The 19,081-nt window shown below is 73.8% G+C and carries 17 protein-coding genes and 1 pseudogene; 9 read left to right on the top strand and 9 right to left on the bottom strand.

What is annotated here, in order from left to right; genetic code table 11:
* Nucleotides 1-53 precede the first annotated feature (53 nt).
* From ACGH52_RS07605 to fxsA, 4 genes are all read left to right on the top strand, one after another.
* A complete protein-coding gene (locus ACGH52_RS07605) occupies nt 54-494 on the top strand; it encodes an Lrp/AsnC family transcriptional regulator (RefSeq protein WP_019983923.1) in 441 nt (146 codons plus the stop codon).
* Nucleotides 495-582: 88 nt separating this feature from the next.
* Entirely contained in the window at nt 583-2,187 is a 1,605-nt protein-coding gene (locus ACGH52_RS07600) for an amidohydrolase (RefSeq protein ID WP_399938305.1), read from the top strand.
* A gap of 525 nt (nt 2,188-2,712) precedes the next feature.
* A complete protein-coding gene (locus tag ACGH52_RS07595) occupies nt 2,713-3,678 on the top strand; it encodes a polyprenol monophosphomannose synthase (protein WP_076973683.1) in 966 nt (321 codons plus the stop codon).
* Between the two features lie 46 nt (nt 3,679-3,724).
* Nucleotides 3,725-4,312 (top strand): FxsA family membrane protein, encoded by a 588-nt coding sequence (gene fxsA, locus ACGH52_RS07590; RefSeq protein ID WP_121700988.1) that lies wholly within the window; start codon nt 3,725-3,727, stop codon nt 4,310-4,312.
* Nucleotides 4,313-4,423: 111 nt separating this feature from the next.
* Here fxsA and ACGH52_RS07585 read toward each other — a convergent pair whose 3' ends face one another.
* The 4 genes from ACGH52_RS07585 to ACGH52_RS07570 form a co-directional block, all read right to left on the bottom strand.
* On the bottom strand, nt 4,424-4,798 hold the full coding sequence (locus ACGH52_RS07585) for an RNA polymerase-binding protein RbpA (protein WP_003977404.1): 375 nt from the start codon (nt 4,796-4,798) through the stop codon (nt 4,424-4,426).
* A gap of 277 nt (nt 4,799-5,075) precedes the next feature.
* Nucleotides 5,076-6,431: an MFS transporter gene (locus ACGH52_RS07580; protein ID WP_210976507.1), complete on the bottom strand. Its 1,356-nt coding sequence runs from the start codon at nt 6,429-6,431 to the stop codon at nt 5,076-5,078.
* A gap of 53 nt (nt 6,432-6,484) precedes the next feature.
* Complete coding sequence (locus tag ACGH52_RS07575) at nt 6,485-7,252, bottom strand: glycerophosphodiester phosphodiesterase (protein ID WP_121701763.1); 768 nt, start codon at nt 7,250-7,252, stop codon at nt 6,485-6,487.
* On the bottom strand, nt 7,249-7,968 hold the full coding sequence (locus tag ACGH52_RS07570; protein WP_399938303.1) for a YitT family protein: 720 nt from the start codon (nt 7,966-7,968) through the stop codon (nt 7,249-7,251). The genes ACGH52_RS07575 and ACGH52_RS07570 overlap by 4 nt, the downstream gene beginning before the upstream one ends.
* Before the next feature lie 102 nt (nt 7,969-8,070).
* Here ACGH52_RS07570 and ACGH52_RS07565 point away from each other — a divergent pair, with 102 nt between their 5' ends.
* Nucleotides 8,071-9,573: a PLP-dependent aminotransferase family protein gene (locus ACGH52_RS07565; RefSeq protein ID WP_076973445.1), complete on the top strand. Its 1,503-nt coding sequence runs from the start codon at nt 8,071-8,073 to the stop codon at nt 9,571-9,573.
* Between the two features lie 124 nt (nt 9,574-9,697).
* Here the strand turns inward: ACGH52_RS07565 and ACGH52_RS07560 are convergent, their stop codons facing one another.
* Complete coding sequence (locus ACGH52_RS07560) at nt 9,698-11,458, bottom strand: hypothetical protein (RefSeq protein ID WP_399938301.1); 1,761 nt, start codon at nt 11,456-11,458, stop codon at nt 9,698-9,700.
* A gap of 53 nt (nt 11,459-11,511) precedes the next feature.
* Nucleotides 11,512-11,706 (bottom strand): hypothetical protein, encoded by a 195-nt coding sequence (locus tag ACGH52_RS07555; protein WP_003977410.1) that lies wholly within the window; start codon nt 11,704-11,706, stop codon nt 11,512-11,514.
* Nucleotides 11,707-11,907: 201 nt separating this feature from the next.
* Between ACGH52_RS07555 and ACGH52_RS07550 the strand changes: the two genes are divergently transcribed.
* From ACGH52_RS07550 to ACGH52_RS07535, 4 genes are all read left to right on the top strand, one after another.
* Nucleotides 11,908-12,300, top strand: coding sequence for an ankyrin repeat domain-containing protein (locus ACGH52_RS07550; RefSeq protein WP_076973443.1), 393 nt, complete (start codon nt 11,908-11,910; stop codon nt 12,298-12,300).
* Nucleotides 12,301-12,635: 335 nt separating this feature from the next.
* Nucleotides 12,636-14,054 carry a HEAT repeat domain-containing protein gene (locus ACGH52_RS07545; protein WP_399938299.1) on the top strand — a complete coding sequence of 473 codons (1,419 nt, stop codon included), beginning with the start codon at nt 12,636-12,638 and terminating at the stop codon, nt 14,052-14,054.
* A gap of 212 nt (nt 14,055-14,266) precedes the next feature.
* The gene (locus ACGH52_RS07540) at nt 14,267-15,394 is read left to right on the top strand and encodes a glycosyltransferase family 4 protein (protein WP_399938297.1); all 1,128 of its coding nucleotides are present in this window, start codon (nt 14,267-14,269) and stop codon (nt 15,392-15,394) included.
* Nucleotides 15,391-16,548, top strand: coding sequence for a glycosyltransferase (locus ACGH52_RS07535; protein ID WP_399938295.1), 1,158 nt, complete (start codon nt 15,391-15,393; stop codon nt 16,546-16,548). The genes ACGH52_RS07540 and ACGH52_RS07535 overlap by 4 nt, the downstream gene beginning before the upstream one ends.
* 65 nt (nt 16,549-16,613) lie before the next feature.
* Here ACGH52_RS07535 and ACGH52_RS07530 read toward each other — a convergent pair.
* The 3 genes and pseudogenes from ACGH52_RS07530 to ACGH52_RS07520 all read right to left on the bottom strand — a co-directional run.
* Nucleotides 16,614-16,697: pseudogene (locus ACGH52_RS07530) on the bottom strand (hypothetical protein); the annotation flags it as partial.
* 172 nt (nt 16,698-16,869) lie between these two features.
* Entirely contained in the window at nt 16,870-17,703 is an 834-nt protein-coding gene (locus ACGH52_RS07525; RefSeq protein WP_399938293.1) for a putative hydro-lyase, read from the bottom strand.
* A complete protein-coding gene (locus tag ACGH52_RS07520) occupies nt 17,700-19,022 on the bottom strand; it encodes an MFS transporter (protein WP_399938291.1) in 1,323 nt (440 codons plus the stop codon). The genes ACGH52_RS07525 and ACGH52_RS07520 overlap by 4 nt, the downstream gene beginning before the upstream one ends.
* Nucleotides 19,023-19,081 lie beyond the last annotated feature (59 nt).

The following is a 19,081-nucleotide window of genomic DNA, read 5'->3' as shown; positions in this document are numbered from 1 at the left end:
CCCGGACAGCTCAGGTATCCGAGGAGATCAACCGCACTGTAGGTTCTTGCGCCATGGAGGAGCTGGACCGACAGATCGTGCAGCTGCTCGTCAAGGACGGGCGGATGAGCTACACCGACCTGGGCAAGGCCACGGGCCTGTCCACGTCGGCCGTGCACCAGCGGGTGCGGCGGCTGGAACAGCGTGGCGTCATCCGCGGTTACGCCGCGGTCGTCGACCCGGAGGCCGTCGGGCTGCCGATGACCGCGTTCATCTCGGTGAAACCGTTCGACCCCAGCGCCCCCGACGACATCGCGGACCGCCTCGCCGGGGTCCCCGAGATCGAGGCCTGCCACAGCGTCGCGGGCGACGAGAACTACATCCTCAAGGTCCGCGTGGCCACCCCGCACGAGCTTGAGGAACTGCTCGCCCGGGTCCGCTCGCTGGCGGGCGTGTCGACCCGTACCACCGTGGTCCTCTCGACCCCCTACGAGTCCCGGCCGCCGCGGATCTGACGGCGCCCGCACGGGAGCGGGAGCCACCGGCGACGGCCGGGCCGCCCCGGCTGCCGGACGGCGCCCGCGAGGGGCGAGACTGGTGTCCATGAGTGAGTCCACCACCCCGTCCTCGACCGTCCTGCTGCGCCGCGGCGAGGTCCACAGTCCCGCCGACCCCTTCGCGACGGCCATGGTCGTCGAACGCGGCCAGGTCGCCTGGGTCGGCTCGGAGGGCGCCGCGGACGCCTTCGCGGACGGGGTCGACGAGGTGATCGACCTCGACGGCGCGCTGGTCACCCCGGCGTTCACCGACGCACACGTGCACACCACCGCCACGGGCCTCGCCCTCACCGGGCTCGACCTCTCCGGCGCCCCGAGCCGCGCGGCGGCCCTCGCCCTCGTACGGGACTTCGCCGCCGCCCGCCCGGACGACCGAGTGCTCCTGGGCCACGGCTGGGACGCCGCCCGCTGGCCGGACGGGCAGCCCCCGACGCGCGCCGAACTGGACGCGGCCACCGGTGGACGTCCCCTCTATCTCAGCCGTATCGACGTCCACTCGGCCGTCGTCACCACCGCCCTGCTCGAGCTGGCACCCGGTGACGTCGACCGCGCGGACGGCCCGCTCACCGGCGACGCCCACCACGCCGTACGCGCCGCCGCCCTCGGGGCCGTCACCCCCGCGCAGCGCGCCGGGGCCCAGCGCGCCGCCCTCGCGCACGCCGCCTCCCTCGGCATCGGAACCGTTCACGAATGCGCAGGCCCGGAGATCTCCTCCGAGGACGACCTCACCGGCCTGCTGCGCCTGTCCGCCGCGGAGCCCGGACCGCGGGTGATCGGCTACTGGGCCGAACAGGACGTCGACAAGGCGCGGGAGCTGGGTGCCGTCGGGGCCGCCGGTGACCTCTTCGTCGACGGCTCCCTCGGCTCGCACACCGCCTGTCTGCACCAGCCCTACGCCGACGCCGGGCACACCGGCACCGCCCACCTGGACGCCGCCGCCGTCGCCGCGCACGTCGTCGCCTGCACCGAGGCGGGCCTCCAGGCGGGCTTCCACGCCATCGGCGACGCCGCCGTGAGCGCCGTGGTGGAGGGGGTGCGCGCCGCCGCCGACAAGATCGGCCTCGCCCGTGTGCGCGCCGCCCGCCACCGGATCGAACACGCCGAGATGCTCACGCCGGAGACGGTCGCGGCCTTCGCCGAGCTGGGTCTGACCGCCTCCGTGCAGCCCGCCTTCGACGCGCTCTGGGGCGGCGAGGAGGGCATGTACGCCCGGCGTCTGGGCGCCGAGCGGGCCCGCACGCTCAACCCCTTCGCGGCCCTGCTGCGGGCCGGCGTGCCGCTCGCCTTCGGCTCCGACAGCCCGGTCACGCCCCTCGACCCGTGGGGCACCGTCCGGGCCGCCGCCTTCCACCGCACTCCGGAGCACCGCGTCTCCGTCCGCGCCGCGTTCACGGCGCACACGCGCGGCGGCTGGCGGGCGATCGGCCGCGACGACGCGGGCATCCTGGTGCCGGGCGCGCCCGCGGACTACGCCGTGTGGCGTACCGACGAACTGGTGGTCCAGGCCCCGGACGACCGGGTGGCGCGCTGGTCGACCGACCCGCGCTCCGGCACCCCCGGCCTGCCCGACCTCACCCCCGGCCGGGACCTGCCCGTCTGCCTGCGTACGGTGGTGGGCGGCCGGACCGTCTTCGTACGGCCGGGCGAGTGATCTCCACGGCCGACGGGGCGATGATCTTCGCGCGGCCACGACCTGCGTCTCCTCCGCGCTGACCTGCGCATTGGTGTCAAAGGCGCAGGTGGAACGACTGTTGACAGGCGACGGCGGGGGGCCGGTAGGTTCGGCCGGGTCCACCACCGGACGCCCGACCGGCGAACCTTCCGCCCATGCGTCGTGGCGCCGCTGAGTCAGGGACGGTGTGCCGCACCGGGGCACCGCCACTGGGAGCCAGGCTCAGTGCCCGCACCGCGACGAGGGAACGTTCCGGCCGGTCGGGAGGTGTGACCCGGGTGGGGCCCGGGCGCTCAGTAGACAACGGCCCAGGTCGACCCGCAGCCGGCGGGTCCCGGGCCGGCCCGAAGGGCGCCGGGCCCCCATCCGTCGCACAAACGGCCTGAATCGGCCATCCCTACCCCGGTTCCGGGAAAACGACACCACCGTACGGCCGTCCTGCCACGTCGGCGCAGGCCGCGGCGATTATGGTGGTCCTCTGTGGACGGACACGAAGGGGCAGTGGTGAACGACGGCGACGGGACGACCGCGGCTGCGGGGCGGGAGAGGCGGTTCGGCCCCCTGGGCACGGCCCTGGTGATCATCCCCACCTACAACGAGGCGGAGAACATCAAGGCGATCGTCACGCGCGTGCGCGAGGCCGTCCCCGAGGCGCACGTTCTCGTGGCCGACGACAACAGCCCCGACGGCACCGGCAAGATCGCCGACGAACTGGCGGCCGGGGACGACCACGTCCAGGTCATGCACCGCAAGGGCAAGGAAGGGCTGGGCGCCGCCTACCTGGCCGGCTTCCGCTGGGGCCTGGAGCACGGCTACGGCGTGCTGATCGAGATGGACGCCGACGGCTCCCACCAGCCGGAGGAACTGCCCCGTCTGCTGACCGCCCTCAAGGGCGCCGACCTCGTGCTCGGCTCCCGCTGGGTGCCCGGCGGCCGGGTGGTGAACTGGCCCAAGTCCCGCGAGATCATCTCGCGCGGCGGCAGCATGTACTCGCGGATCGCGCTCGATCTGCCGCTGCGCGACATCACCGGCGGCTACCGCGCCTTCCGCCGCGAGACCCTGGAGGGGCTCGGCCTCGAGGAGGTCGCCTCCCAGGGCTACTGCTTCCAGGTCGACCTCGCCCGCCGTGCGATCAAGGCCGGCTACCACGTCGTGGAGGTGCCGATCACGTTCGTCGAGCGCGAACTCGGCGACTCCAAGATGAGCCGCGACATCCTGGTGGAGGCCCTGTGGCGGGTCACCACGTGGGGCGTGGGGGAGAGGGTCGGCAAGGTCCTGGGCCGCGACAGGCGGCCCGGTACGGCGGCCGACGGGCAGGCGGCCTCCGGCGACACGCCCGCCAAGTCCGGTGCTGAGTCCGCGAAGTCCGGCGACGGGTCGGTGCAGTCCGCCGACGGCGCCGCGAAGTCCGGTGACGAGTCGATGAAGTCGGGCGACGGGGCCGCGAAGGCGTCCGACAGCAAGGCCTGACCGCCCGCTTATGCCGCACTGAGCCGGGGCCAGGCACACTGGGGGTATGACGACTGGCGCTCAGACCCCCAGGTCCCCCGCCCGGCCCCCGCGCTCCCGGCTGCGCACGTTCCTGCCGCTGGGCGTGGCCGCGTGGCTGGTGCTGGAGATCTGGCTGCTGACCGTGGTCGCGGGGGCGTCCAGCGGCTTCGTGGTCTTCCTGCTGCTGGTCGCCGGAGTGGTCCTCGGGTCCGTGGTCATCAAGGCGGCGGGCCGCCGGGCCTTCCGCAACCTCACGGAGACGATCAACCAGCAGCAGTCGGCCATGCAGTCGGGCCCGCCGCCCGAGGCCGCCCGCCCCAACAGCGAGGGCAACGGCCTGATGATGCTGGGCGGTCTGCTCCTGATCCTGCCCGGTCTGATCTCGGACGCGCTCGGCCTGCTCATGCTGCTGCCCCCGGTGCAGAAGGCCGTCAGCCGGTACGCCCAGCGGACGGTGGAGCGCAAGCTCCGCGACGCTCGTCCCGGCACCCTGGGCGACGCCTTCCGGCAGGCCCGGATGCACCGCCCGGACGGCAAGGTCGTCCAGGGCGAGGTCATACGGGACGACCCGGACGACGCCCCGCAGGACCCCCGCCCCCCGCTGACGCGCTGAGCCTCGGCCTGCGCCGAGGATGCCCCGGGACACGACAAAACCGCGGGTGCCGTACATGAAGCTCATGTACGGCACCCGCGGTTGTTCGGTTGTGTCGCCTACGGATTCCCGCTACGCACTCTTGCGGCTGTCTCGCGGATGGACCGCGATGTTCATCGCGCCGGAGCGCAGAACGGCCAGCCGCTCCTCGAGGACCTCTTCGAGTTCCTCGCGGGTGCGTCGCTCCATCAGCATGTCCCAGTGCGTACGCGCGGGCTTGGCCTTCTTCTCCTCAGGGCCGTCGCCGTCAACCAGGAGTGCCTGGGCCCCGCAGACCTTGCACTCCCACTCCGGCGGGATCTCCGCCTCGACCGAGAAGGGCATCTCGAAACGATGCCCCTTCTCGCATGCGTACTCCACGGCCTGGCGCGGGGCCAGGTCGATGCCGCGGTCCGTCTCGTAGCTGGTCACCACGAGGCGCGTGCCGCGAAGAGCTCGCTCACTCATGAATCGTGCCTCCCGGGCTTGTCGCCCACAGGACAGGTGTCGCTGTCGTCGTCATCCGGTCAACGTCCGGGCGGCGGTAAAGATTCCCGTCCCGACTCCCGATCCGGGCCCTGCGTCGCCGTCGCAGCCGCAGCCTTGCAACCAGTGCAGTACCCGCCGACGTCCGGTTTGTCACCTCTGCTGGCAGGTGTGACATAGCGATTCGGCACCTTTGACGCGCAGTAACGGTACGCCTGGCAGGCCAAACGCGTACACTACAGCCCTTTCGCGCCGAGTGCTAAATCCTTTCGGGTACCGGATTGCCCGCGTCGCCGATCGCCCGCCGCACCGGGACCCGCGCGAGCAGTGCGAACCCGATGACGAAGAACGCCACCAGCGAGATGATGGCGTCCCGGTAGCTCCCGGTCAGCTGGTAGGTCAGCCCGAAGAGCAGGGGCCCCAGCCAGCTCATCCCGCGGTCGCTCAGCTCGTACGCGGAGAAGTACTCCGCCTCCTTGCCCGGCGGGACCAGGTGGGAGAACAGGGAGCGGGAGAGCGCCTGGCTGCCGCCCAGGACGAGCCCGATCCCGGCGGCCAGCACGAAGAACCACGCCGGTGCCCCGGCCGGCAGGAAGTACCCGGCCGCGAGGGTCACCGTCCAGGCGACCAGCGATCCCAGGATCGTGCGCTTGGCCCCGTACCTGCGGGCCAGCCGTCCCAATCCCAGCGCGCCCGCCACCGCCAGCACCTGGACCAGCAGGACCGCCACGATCAGCGTGGACTGTCCGAGGTCCAGCTCCTCGGAGCCGTAGACCGAGGCCTGGGAGATCACCGTCTGGATGCCGTCGTTGTAGACCAGATACGCGAGCAGGAAGGCCAGTGTCAGCGGGCGGCGCCGCATGTCCCGGACGGTGGCCGCGAGCTGCCGGAAGCCGGGCAGCGCGGCCTCCCGGGCCACCGCGCGCCGGTCGCGCAGCCGCCGGAGCGGAATGAGGGCGAAGGCGCCCCACCACAGCCCCGCCGACGCCAGACAGATACGGACCGCGGCGCTCTCGCTCAGTCCGAAGGAGTCGTGGCCCGTGTAGAGGATCAGGTTGACGATCAGTACCAGGGAGCCGGCCGCGTAGCCGAAGGCCCAGCCGCGGGAGGAGACCGCGTCGCGCTCCTCGGGCGGGGCGATCTGGGGCAGGTAGGAGTTGTAGAGCATCATCGCGACCGACTGCGCCGCGTTGGCCACGACCAGGAGCAGGCCGCCCAGCAGATAGCGGTCGCCGTCCAGGAAGAACATGCCGGTCGTGGCCGCGGCGCCGGTGTACGCGGCGGCGGCCAGCAGCGGCTTCTTGCGGCCCGAGCGGTCGGCCGCCGCGCCCACCAGCGGCATCACCAGCACCGCCACGATCACCGACAGCGACACCGAGTACGCGAAGAACGACCCGGCACGCACCGGGATGCCCAGCGGGTGGACGTAGCCGTCCGCGTCCGCCGCCGACTCGGCGACCGAGGTGAGGTAGGGCCCCAGGAACACGGTGAGCACGCTCGTCGAGTAGACGGAGCAGGCCCAGTCGTAGAAGTACCAGCCGCGCTGCTCGCGCCGCCGTTCGGCCGCTGGGTCGGCCCCGTCTGCCGCGTCCGTCCGCAGGGTGTCGGTGCCCACCGTGCCCTCGCCTTCCCCGTGAACGCGCACCGTCCCCGGGGCACGGCCGGGGCTCATCCCCAGACGCCGCGGTCCTCCATGACCTTGCGCAGTGTGTCGATGTGATCGGTCATGATGCCATCCACTCCCAGGTCCAGAAGCCGGTGCATGCGGTCCGGATCGTTCACCGTCCAGACGTGCACCCGCAGCCCGCGCGCGTGGGCCGCGCACAGGAAGCGGTGGTCCACCACCCGGATGCCCGACTGCGCCTCGGGGACCTGTGCGGCCACCGCCGAGCGGCGCAGCGCGGCCGGTACGCCCCAGGAGCGCAGCCGCAGACCGAGGACGCCCCGGGTGCCGTACGAGGTGGCCAGGCGGGGGCCCGCGAGGCGCTGGGCGCGGACCACGCGCGCCTCGGAGAACGAGCCGACGCAGATCCGGTCCCAGGCGTCGGTCCTTCCGATCAGCTCCAGGAGGGGCCGCAGCGCGGGCTCCGCCTTCACGTCGATGTTCCAGCGCACCTCGGGGAAGGTCTCCAGCAGCTCCTCGAAGAGCGGCACCGGTTCCTCGCCCCCCACGCGCGCGTGGCGCACGTCCTGCCAGGGCAGGTCGGCGATCCGCCCGGCCCCGTCCGTCACCCGGTCCAGGGTCGCGTCGTGGAAGGCGACGAGCTTCCCGTCCCGCGTGGCGTGTACGTCGGTCTCGATGTACCGGTAGCCCGCCTCGACCGCGCGGCGGAACTGCCGCAGGGTGTTCTCCAGGCCGTCCGCCGCGCCGCCCCGGTGGGCGAAGGCGATCGGGCCGGGATGGTCGAGGTAGGGGTGGCGTATCGGCGTGGTCACCGACGCAGTATCGCGCGCCGTGGCCGACCGGCGGCGACCACCGTGCTGCCGTGCGGTGACGGCGGCACGGCGAACACGCGCAGGAACACCTGGGCGAGCGGGCCGATCGACACGGCGTAGAGCAGGGTGCCGACGCCGACCGTGCCGCCGAGGGCGAAGCCCGTGACCACGACGGTGATCTCGACGACGGTCCGCACCAGGCGCACCGACAGTCCGGTGCGCCGGTTCAGCCCCGTCATCAGCCCGTCGCGCGGGCCCGGACCGAAGCGCGCGGCGATGTACAGCCCGGTCGCCGCGCCGTTCAGGACGATGCCCGCCACCATCGCGGCGATCCGCAGTGTCCAGCCGTGGGCGTCCGGGACGACGCCCAGCGTGGCGTCCATCGCGGCGCCGATCACGAGCACGTTGGAGACGGTGCCGAGGCCCGGCCGCTGGCGCAGTGGGATCCACAGCAGCAGGACCGCCGCACCGACAATGGTCAGCACCACGCCCATCGACAGCCCGGTGTGCTCCGCGAGGCCCTGGTGCAGCACGTTCCACGGCTCCAGGCCGAGCCCGGACCTGACCAGCAGCGCCGAACTCGCGCCGTAGAGCGCCAGACCGCCGTACAGCTGGGTCAGCCGCCGCGCGAGTCGCCTAAACGGTTCGGGCTGCTCGGACGGTTCGGACTGCTCGGGCTGCTCGGACTGCCTGGACTGCCTGGACTGCCTGGACAAGAGGTGCCCCCCTGGGTGGTGGTCGTGGCCTGCCACGTGACACCCTGTGGCTTGAGAAGATGAGTCAACCAGGGCCAATTCGGGGAAGGTGGACTGATTTCCATGGCGCAGTGGACCTCGGCCGTCGGGGCGGGTCAGCTCGCGCGGCTGCTCGCCTCCCAGCAGGACCGCCCGGCCGGGCCCGGCACGCGCCGCCCGCCGGCCTACCGCGCGCTCGCCGACGGGATTCGGCTGCTGGTGCTGGAGGGCCGGGTTCCGGTCGCCGCCCGGCTGCCCGCCGAACGCGAACTGGCCCTCGCCCTGACCGTCAGCCGCACCACCGTCGCCGCCGCCTACGAGGCGCTGCGTGCCGAGGGCTTCCTGGAGTCCCGGCGTGGTGCGGGCAGCTGGACCGCGGTCCCGGCCGGGAACCCGCTGCCGGCCCGCGGGCTCGAACCGCTGCCGCCGGAGGCCCTGGGCTCGGTGATCGACCTGGGCTGCGCGGCGCTGCCCGCACCCGAGCCCTGGCTCACCCGCGCGGTGCAGGGCGCCCTCGAGGAGCTGCCGCCGTACGCGCACACCCACGGCGACTACCCGGCCGGACTGCCCGCGCTGCGCGCGATGATCGCCGAGCGGTACACCGCGCGGGGCATCCCCACCATGCCCGAGCAGATCATGGTGACCACCGGGGCGATGGGCGCGATCGACGCCATCTGCCATCTCTTCGGCGGCCGCGGCGAGCGCATCGCCGTGGAGTCGCCCAGTTACGCCAACATCCTCCAGCTGATGCGTGAGGCCGGGGCCCGGCTGGTGCCCGTCGCGATGGCCGAGGGGCTCACCGGCTGGGACGTGGACCGCTGGCGCCAGGTGCTGCGCGACGCCGCGCCCCGCATCGCCTACGTCGTCGCCGACTTCCACAACCCCACCGGCGCGCTCGCCGACGACGACCAGCGGCGGCGGCTGGTGGACGCGGCCCGGTCCGCGGGGACGGTGCTCGTGGCCGACGAGACGATGAGCGAGCTGTGGCTGGACGACGACGTCGAGATGCCGCGCCCCGTGTGCGCCTTCGACCCGGCCGGGTCCACCGTGATCACCGTCGGTTCCGCGAGCAAGGCCTTCTGGGCCGGAATGCGCATCGGCTGGGTCCGCGCCGCGCCCGACGTGATCCGCAGCCTGGTCGCCGCGCGGGCGTACGCCGACCTGGGCACACCGGTGCTGGAGCAGCTCGCCGTGAACTGGCTGTTCAGCACCGGCGGCTGGGAGCAGGCCGTGAAGGTGCGCCGCGAACAGGCCCGGCGGAACCGGGACGAGCTGGTGGCGGCGGTACGGCGGGAGCTGCCGGACTGGGAGTTCGCGGTGCCGCGCGGCGGGCTCACCCTGTGGGTGCGGACCGGGGGCCTGTCGGGTTCCCGGCTCGCCGAGGCGGGGGAGCGGGTGGGCGTCCGCGTCCCGTCCGGGCCGCGCTTCGGGGTCGACGGCGCCTTCGAGGGGTACGTCCGACTGCCGTTCACGGTCGGCGGAGCGGTGGCCGAGGAGGCGGCGGTACGCCTGGCCGCCGCGGCCCGGCTGGTGGAGAACGGCGGCGTCGGAGGTGGCGGCGAGGCGCCGCGGACTTTCGTGGCCTAGGGCCGGTCCGGCGGGGCAGGGCACGGGGGAGTCAGGGGTGCCGCCCGTGAGCGGGATGCGGACCGGTGGCGGCTGCGCGCGGGGCCGGAGCGGGGCGATGGGTCGTGCCGCCCCGGCCACGGGGTCAGGAGGTCTCCGCCGCGACGGCCTCGGCGGGGACCGGTTCAGCCGGAGTCGGCTCGGTCGGCGTCCCGGCCGTCGCCTTCTCCACCGTCACCGGGGTCGGCTCCGCGTCCACCGCCGTCTCCTCCCGCTCGCTCGCGGCCACGGTGTTCGGGGTGTCCTTCTTTTCCATGGAGACGGTCTTCGCCCTCGCTTCCGCCTCCGCCTCGGCCTCCGCCTCCGGAGGAAGGGGCGCCTGCTCCCCGTCCGCCGGTGTCGTGCGCGGGGGGAGCAGGTCGAGCACCGCCTGCCGGTGTGCCTCGCTCGTCGCGTCGTCGTAGGGGTCGGGCGTGGCCGGGACCTGGAGACGGTGCACCGGGCCGGTGCCCAGTCGGGCGTATCCGCGCCCCGGCGGGACCTGCTCGAGGGGCGTGGTGTGCGGGGGAGCGCCCAGCGCCTTCGCCAGCTCCTCCGCGGTGGCCGGGCCGAGCACGACACGCGCGCGCGTGTGCTGGCGTACGGCGTCGGTGAGACCGTCCAGGGCGTCCAGCTGGTCGGCGACGACCACGGTCACGTTCGCGGCCCGGCCGTGCCGCAGCGGGATCTGGAGCAGGGTCTGCGGGTCCCGGCGGCCGCTCGTGGCGGCCAGGTGCGTGAACGCGGTCGGACGGTCCACGAAGACCCACAGGGGCCGCCGGGTGTCGTCCGGCGCGGCCTGGCCCTGCTGACGGGCCTGATTCACGGCGATCAGCCGCCGTTCCGTCTCGGCGGCGGCCCACTCCAGGCTGGTCAGCGCGCCGGTGAGACCGCACTCCACGGCCAGGACGCCGTCCCGGCCGACCAGGCAGGCGTACTCCCCGGTGCCGCCGCCGTCGACGATCAGCAGGTCGCCCTGGTGCAGTGCCTGGAGGGCGACCGAGCGCAGCAGGGTGGACGTGCCGGTGCCGGGCTGCCCCAGGACCAGCAGGTGGGGCTCGGTCGAGCGGATGCCGGTGCGCCAGACGACCGGCGGCACGTCCCGCTGCTCCACGCCGTGGGTGAGCGGGAGCGTGCGCTGGACCCGGGTCGGGTCGGTGAAGCCGAGGACGGTCTCGCCGGGCGCCGTCACGAAGCGCTGGGCGGCGATGTCGGTGGGCAGCGGCGCGAGCACGTCGACGCAGAGGTGGTTGGCCTCCTCGTCCCACGTGAAGTGGTACTCCCGGCCCCGGCCGGACTTCGCGGTGAGCAGGTGCTCGATCCGGGCCCGGGACTCGGCCTCGCCGTCGGTGAAGTAGGCGGGGTAGCGGATCACCAGGTGGGCGACGCGGCCGCCGTCGTCGAACTCGTACGCCGGGAACGCCTTCTCCCAGCCGCCGCCGTGGGCGTACAGAGGATCGGGGTCCTCCGCGAGGGAGAAGTACGGGACCAGCGCCTCGTAGAGGGACTGCAGGCGCCGGGTCTGGGAGTCGTCGGGGCCCGCGGGCGCCGCCGGGGTGCGCTCCCTGCCCTGCCAGGCTGCCGCCGCCATCAAGGCGATGACGGCGAGCAGCGGGCCGTACGGCACGAGCGCCACCACCAGGACCACCGAGGCCACCAGGAACAGCAGCGCGCCGCGCCGGTCCTTGGGGGTCTCGGTCCATCTGCGCCGCGCGGCCGCGGCCAGTCGGCGCAGACCGCGGGCGATCGTGATCAGCGGCTGGAGGACGTCGGTGGCGCTGTCGGCCGCCGTCCGGGCCAGCTCCCGGCTCCGGGCGAGCTGTGCGCCGCCGTTGCTCAGAATGCGGGGGAGGGGCCGCCGGGCCACTGCTGCCTCCTGGAGGTGCGTACGTGCGGATGTCGGGCGGGGGGAGCGGGCCGTCAGAACTTGATGCCGCCGAGCAGGCCCGCCAGGCTCTCGCCGCCCGCCTTGATGCTCGGGGCGATGGCCGTGCTCGCGAGATAGAACCCGAACAGGACGGCGACCAGCGCGTGCGAGGCCTTGAGGCCGTCCTTGCGGAAGAAGATGAAGACGACGATGCCGAGCAGGACCACGCCTGAGATCGAGAGGATCATGTGAGTTCTCCTGGTTCACGGGGACAGTCACCATGAGTACTTCCAGGCTCACAGCATGTATCCATACGATAAAAGGTGCAAATGGGGGAAATTCGACCGAATTACCTCAGGTGGCGGAGCGCTCCTTGGTCCGCTCGGGTGCCCCGCGAGCCAGTACCCTGGCGATTCGCCGAAAGTTCGCAGTGAGAGGTGGTCCGCCCGATGAGCGAAGCCCCCGACCCCGAGGTCGTGGAGCTGGCGACCAAGATCTTCGATCTGGCCCGGCAGGGGCGGACCGAGGACCTGGTCGCGTACGTGGACGCCGGGGTACCGGCCGACCTCACCAACGACCGCGGCGACTCCCTCGTCATGCTCGCCGCCTACCACGGGCACGCCGACGCGGTGCGCGCGCTGCTGAGCCGCGGCGCCGACGCCGACCGCGTCAACGACCGGGGTCAGACGCCGCTCGCCGGAGCCGCCTTCAAGGGTGAGACGGAAGTGACCAAGGCGCTGCTGGAGGCCGGCGCGGACCCGGCGGCGGGCACCCCGTCGGCCGTCGACACGGCGCGGATGTTCGCCCGGACGGACCTGCTGGAGCTGTTCGGCGCCCGGTGAAGGGACGGTGGAGGCGGTTCCGTCCGGACCGCTCCACACTTTTTCTGACCAGGGAAAACACTGAAAACGGGGGAGGCGGTACAGGGCCGCCGAAATTTCGGTCGCGGCAGATGTGACCGCCGGGCCATCATGACGACGTGGTTCACGGACGTGATGGCTGGGCAGATGTTGCCGCACCGCGCGGGCCGTGACACGGCTCGCAAGGGCCACCGACGAGAGGCAGAGGAACATGGTCTTCAGCAAGCAAGAGACGGCGGGCGCTTCGACGTGTTGGCGCACGGCCAGGTAACGCGTGCTCCCCGGTTGCGTCGACGCTTGATGTGAGGCTGTTTCCCATGTTCGATCCGGTCATAGCGCCCAGCGGTACGCTGCTCGGCCTGCTTCAGCGGGGTCGCGGCGACGGCACGCTGCACGCGCTCACCGCTCCGCGCGCCGAAGCGCTCGCGGCGCTGAACCACTGTGTGCTCCACGACCCCCGCCACGACTGGCAGGTCGAGAACCGCTCCCTCTACTACGCCCGCCTCTACCTCGACCTCAACGGCGAGCTGGACGCGATCGAGGCCCACCTCTTCGACCCCGAGGACGTCCTGGACGCCGACGAGTCGCGCACCGGGCTGGCCCTCGCGGTCCTCGGCCACCTCGCCTCCTACGGCAGGCTGGACGCGCTCCAGCTGTTGCGCCGGTACGCCGCCCACGGCGTCAACTGGGCGTGGGCCCTCGACGAACTGGCGCTGCGCGACGACGACGCGGGACTGCGCGCCCTCGCCGCGCCCGTCCTGGCCCGCTTCCCGCGCGACGCCGAGGGCGAGGCCGAGCTGGCCGCCGCGGTCCGGGACGCCTTCGAACCCCGGCCCTGGCGCCTGTGGGCCGACGACCCCCGCGAATCGATCGCCACGCGCGTGCGTGCCGCCCGGGAGACGGGCTGCTTCGACCGCTGGCAGCGCCAGATGAACTCCTCCGGACCGCGTCCCGGCTGGAGCGTGCGCGCCGTGTTCGAGTGGGCCGAGCAGGGCGTCGAGCGCGGCACCCCGCTCTATGTGCCGGCCGCGCGCTGCCTCACGGCCGTCGCCGGGCCCGAGGACCGGCCCGAGATCGTCGAGGCCGCGCGCGCGGGCACCGAGGGCGCCCGCTGCACGGCCCTGCGCTATCTCGCCGACAGCAATGATCCGGACGTCCTCGACCTGGTCGAGGGCGCCGTGGCCACGGGCTCGACACCGGTCGTGGAGGCCGCCGTCGCCGCCTACGAGCGCATGCGCAGCCTCGCCGCCGTCGACCGGGCCCGCGGCTGGGTGCACCGGCCCGACGCCCTGGGGGCCGCCGCCGGACGGGTGCTCGCCTGCCGGGGCGCCGCCCAGGACCGCGATCTCGTGCTCGCCGCGCTGCGGGAGGCGGTGCGCGGCGAAGGCCCCGACGCGCCGACCCTGTGGACCCTCGTCGACGGCACCGGACGGCTCGGCATCACCTGCGCGGCGCCCGTACTGCGCCACATCTACCGCGAAACCGCCTCGTCCCACCTGCGTGGCCGGGCCGCCCGCGCGCTGGCCGCCACCGATCCGTCCTTCGCGGCGGGCTTCGCCATCGAGTGCCTGTGGGACTGCGAGGAGACCACCCGCGAAGTCGCCGCGCGCCATGCCGAGACCGGCGACAACCGCGTCGTCGAACGGCTGCGCAGGCTCGCCGCCGACCCGGCCGAGGAGGACGAGGTCCAGACGGCGGTCCGCAGCCGCTTCGGACCGGACGCGCCCGCCGTGTGACCGCCACGAGTGCCGGCGCGGCCGCGCGCCGCGCCGGCACCCGCCCACGGCCCGCGGCCGGCCCCTCTCGGTGAACGGCGGATGGACCGCGGCTCAGGCTGGCGTGGCCGTGGCCCGGCTCGCCGGGTGGCCGCGGCAACGCTCACGGGACGTTCCTCGGCCGGAAAGATCGACGTTGACGCGGGCACGTCCAGTGCGGCGACAACACCGGTATGCGTGTCGTCATCGTGACCGAATCCTTTCCCCCCGATGTCAACGGCGTCGCCCACTGCGCGCTCCAGACCGTCCGGCACCTCGTGGGCCGCGGTCACGACTGCGTCGTCGTCGCGCCGGCCACCTCCGCCGCCGACGAGGCGGACGCGTACGCTCCGTGCCGCGTCGTCCGGATCCCCTCCCTCCCGCTCCCCGGCTACCCGCAGGTACGCGTCGCCCTGCCCAGCCGACGGGTCGCCGCCACGATCGCCGAGCACCGCGCCGACCTCGTCCACCTGGCTGGCCCCTTCGTCCTCGGCGTCCGGGGCATGGCCGCCGCCGCCCGGCTCGGCGTCCCCGCCGTGGCCGTCTACCAGACCGACCTCGCCGGCTACGCCCGTACGTACATGGGGGCGGGCGAGGCGGCCGCCTGGCGGCGCATCCGCTCCGTGCACGCCGCCGCCGACCTCACCCTCGCCCCGTCCAGCGCGGCCCTGCGCGACCTGGAGGCGCACGGTGTGCCCCGGGTCGGCCTGTGGCCGCGCGGAGTGGACGCCGTCCGCTTCCGGCCCGACCGGCGGGACGAGACGCTGCGCCGCGCCCTCGCCCCGGACGGTGAGCTGATCGTCGGTTACGTCGGCCGCCTCGCCCCCGAGAAGCAGGTGGAACTGCTCTCCGGCGCCTGCGCCCTGGACGGCGTGCGCGTCGTGGTCGTCGGCGACGGACCCAGCCGCCCCGGCCTGGAGCAGACGCTGCCGGGCGCCGTCTTCCTCGGCCGCCGCACCGGCGTCGAACTCGCCCGGGTCTTCGCCTCGCTGGACGTCTTCGTGCACACCGGCCCCTTCGAGACGTTCTGCCAGACCGTGCAGGAGGCCATGGCGAGCGGTGTGCCCGTCGTCGCGCCCGCGGCGGGCGGACCGCTGGACCTCGTGGCCCACGGGCGCACCGGGCTGCTCGTGCCACCGCGCGACGCCGCCGCCGTACGGGACGCCGTGTGGTCCCTGTCCGCGGACCCTGGGCTGCGGGGCGCCTACGGCGCGGCCGGGCGGGCCGCCGTGCAGGGGCGCACCTGGGCTGCCGTCGGCGACCGGCTGATCGGGCACTACACGGACGTACTCGCCTCCCGGAAGGCGGTGCTGGCGGCATGAGCGCGCTGCGGATCGTCCGGCTCGCCAACTTCGTCGCCCCCGCGTCCGGCGGACTGCGCACCGCGCTGCGCGAGCTGGGCCGCGGATACCGCGCGGCCGGGCACGAGTCCGTACTCGTCGTCCCCGGCCGGTACGCCGACGACCGGGAGACCGGGCAGGGCCGGGTGATCACCCTCCCGGGGCCGCTGCTGCCGGGTACCGGCGGCTACCGCGTCCTGACCGACAGGCGGGGCCTGGCCACCCTGCTGGAGGAGCTGGCTCCCGACCGCCTGGAGGTGTCCGACCGCACCACCCTGCGGTGGACCGGCAGGTGGGCCAGGCGGGCCAGGGTCCCCGCCGTGATGGTCTCCCACGAGACCACCGACGGCGTGCTGCGCACCTGGGGCCTGCCCGAAGGCGCTGCCCGGCGCACCGCCGACGCCCTCAACGTCCGTACGGCGCACGCCTACGCGCGCGTGGTGTGCACCACGGAGTTCGCCGAGCGGGAGTTCGTCCGCATCGGGGCCCGGAACGTCGTACGGGCCCCGCTCGGCGTCGACCTCACCGGACGGCACCCCGGGCTGCGCGACCCGGGGCTGCGGGCCCGCTGCGCGCGCGGGGACGAGACGCTGCTGGTGATGTGCTCGCGGCTGTCCGTGGAGAAGCGGCCCGGCACCGCGCTCGACGCGCTGACGGAGCTTCGGCGGCGCGGCGGGCGGGCGGTGCTGGTGGTGGCCGGGGACGGACCGCTGCGCCCGCGGCTCGAACAGCGGGCGCGGGCTCGGGACCTGCCGGTGACCTTCCTCGGCCACGTCGCCGACCCCCGGTTGCTCGGCGCCCTCCAGGCGTCCGCCGACGTGTGTCTGTCCCCCGGACCGGCCGAGACTTTCGGGCTCGCCGCACTGGAGGCGATGGCGTGCGGCACGCCCGTGGTGGCGAGCGCGTCCTCGGCACTGCCCGAGGTGATCGGCGCGGCCGGAGCCGTCGCCGCCGATCACGGGGGCTCCTTCGCGGACGCCGTGGAACTGCTCCTGACCCGCCGCGAATCGGACCGGCGTGCGGCGGCACGCGCGCGTGCGGAGTGCTTCGGCTGGAACACGGCCGTCGAGGCCTTCCTGGCCGCCCACGACGCGACCTTCCCGGCGCACCCTGTTCTGCCGGAGACCGTGTCCTGAGCCGCGTCCGCCGCGCGGTCCTGGGAGCCGGTGGGGCGGGGGGCTGTGGTGGCCGCGAGGGGCGGCAGGTCGGTGGAGCGGCTGCCGAGGACCGGCTCGACGAGGACGCCGCCGGAGACGGCCACGTAGGAGTGCACCCCGGAGTCCGAGGCGACGTTGGCGCTGGTGACGACGGACAGCCGCCCAACCCTCGTCGTCGGTCAGCGCCCAGCGGCCGGAAACCCTCGCCGAGGTCCGTGTTCCGGTCCATCGAGGTCATGCCTCCGGTGTCCCCGGTGCCGTGGCCGCGAGCGGTCCCGGCACCGTGCCGCGGCAGCCGGATCACGCCACGCGGTACTGCTCGTCACGGGCGTCGGTGAGGAACATCTGCCCCGGCGCGTGGGTGAGCGCGAAGGGCGGCCGCGAGGCCATGACCGCCGCCTGCGGGGTCACGCCGCAGGCCCAGAACACCGGGATGTCGTCCGGCTCGCGGTCCACGGCGTCGCCGAAGTCGGGCCGGTCCAGATCGGCGATGCCCAGCGCCGACGGGTCGCCGCAGTGCACCGGGCTGCCGTGCACCGCCGGGAGCAGACTGCTCTCGTGGATCGCCGCCGACAGGTGCGCGGGCGGCACCGGACGCATCGACACCACCATCGGCCCGCGCAGCCGCCCGGCCGGACGGCACCGGCGGGAGGTGACGTACATCGGGACGTTGCGGCCCTGCTCGACGTGGCGGATCGGGACGCCCGCCGAGGCCAGCGCCCACTCGAAGGTGAAGCTGCACCCGATCAGGAACGTCACCAAGTCGTCCCGCCAGTGCTCGCGCACGTCCGTCGGCTCCTCCACCAGCTCGCCGTCCCGCCACACCCGGTAGCGCGGCAGATCGGTGCGCAGGTCCGCGCCGTCGGCGAGCACGGTGGTCCGGGACCCGGGGTCCGTCACGTCCAGCACCGGGCACGGCTGCGGGTTGCGGGTGCAGAACAGCAGCATGTCGTACGCCCAGTCGGCGGGCACCGAGATCAGGTTCGCCTGGGTGTGGCCGGCGGCGACCCCGGCCGTGGGGCCGGTCAGCCCCTTCCGGAAGCGGGCGCGGGCCGTTTTCGGGTTCCACGCGTGCGCGTGCTCGTCGACCAGGGCGAGCGGCCGGTCCCCGGTCGCGGGGTGCGGGTGGTTCATGCCAGTTCCTTTCCGCGTGTCTCCGGCAGCTCGAGCAGGGCCAGTGCCGCGATGCCGTACCCGATGGCGCCGAAGACCAGCGCGCCGCCCACGCCCCAGCTGTCGGCGAGGAAGCCGACCGTGGTGGGGAAGACGGCGCCCACGGCGCGTCCGGTGTTGTACGTGAAGCCCTGGCCCGCGCCCCGCACCGCCGTCGGGTACAGCTCGCTCAGGTACGAACCGAACCCGCTGAAGATGGCCGACATGCAGAAGCCGAGCGGGAAGCCCAGCACCAGGAGCAGGGTGTTGGCGCCGCTGGGGATGTTCGCGTACGCCAGGATGCAGACCGCCGACAGCAGCGCGAAGAGCCAGATGTTGCGCCTGCGGCCCAGCACGTCGGTGAGCACGCCTCCGGTGAGGTAGCCCAGGAAGGCGCCCGAGATGAGGAAGGTCAGGTAGCCGCCGGTGCCGACGACCGACAGGTCGCGCTCGTCCTTCAGATACGTCGGCACCCAGGTGGCGAGGGTGTAGTAGCCGCCCTGGACCCCGGTGGAGAGCAGACTCGCGAAGAGCGTGACGCGCAGCAGCCCCGGTGAGTCCGCCGTGCCGGGCTTGAAGATCGCCGCGAACGAACCCTTGCCGGCGCCCTTCTCCCGGACCTCGGCGGCTCGCGGCGCGTCGTGGACGCTGCGCCGTACCCACACCACGAGCAGGGCGGGGAGCGCGCCCGTCCAGAACAGGATGCGCCAGGCCAGGTCGTCACCGGCCAGCGAGAACACCAGCGTGTACACGAGCACCGCGAGCGCCCAGCCCACGGCCCACGAACTCTGGACGGCGCCGAGCGTGCGCCCGCGGTGCCTGGGGCTCGCGTACTCGGCGACCAGGATCGCGCCGACCGCCCACTCGCCGCCGAAGCCGAGGCCCTGCAGGGCGCGGAAGACGAGCAGTGTCTCGTAGTTGGGCGCGAAGCCGCAGGCCACCGTGAAGACGGCGTAGGTGATCACGGTGAGGAGCAGTGCCTTGACCCGGCCGACGCGGTCCGCCAGCACGCCCGCGAGCGCGCCGCCGATGGCCGAGACGACCAGCGTGACCGTCGTGAGCAGGCCGGTCTGACCGCTGTCCAGGCCGAAGTACGCGGCCAGCGCGACCATGGTCAGCGGCAGCGTGAAGTAGTCGTACGAGTCGAGGGCGTAGCCGCCGAACGCGCCGCCGAAGGCGCGGCGGCCCCGCGGGCCGAGGGCGCGCAGCCAGCCGAACGGGCCGTCTTCCGCGGCGTGTTCGGCGGTACCGGGAGGGCGGGTGTCGGCGGGGAGGGTCGGCGGGGAGGGGGGTGTGCTCATGGTGCACCTCGCTGTGGGAGGACGGAGAGTGCGGATCGAGCGGGAACCTGAAGGCACCG

This window comes from Streptomyces sp. BBFR25, assembly GCF_044590125.1.
GTDB classification, from domain to species: Bacteria; Actinomycetota; Actinomycetes; order Streptomycetales; family Streptomycetaceae; genus Streptomyces; species Streptomyces canus_D.
This window is presented reverse-complemented; position numbering and strand designations above follow the sequence as displayed.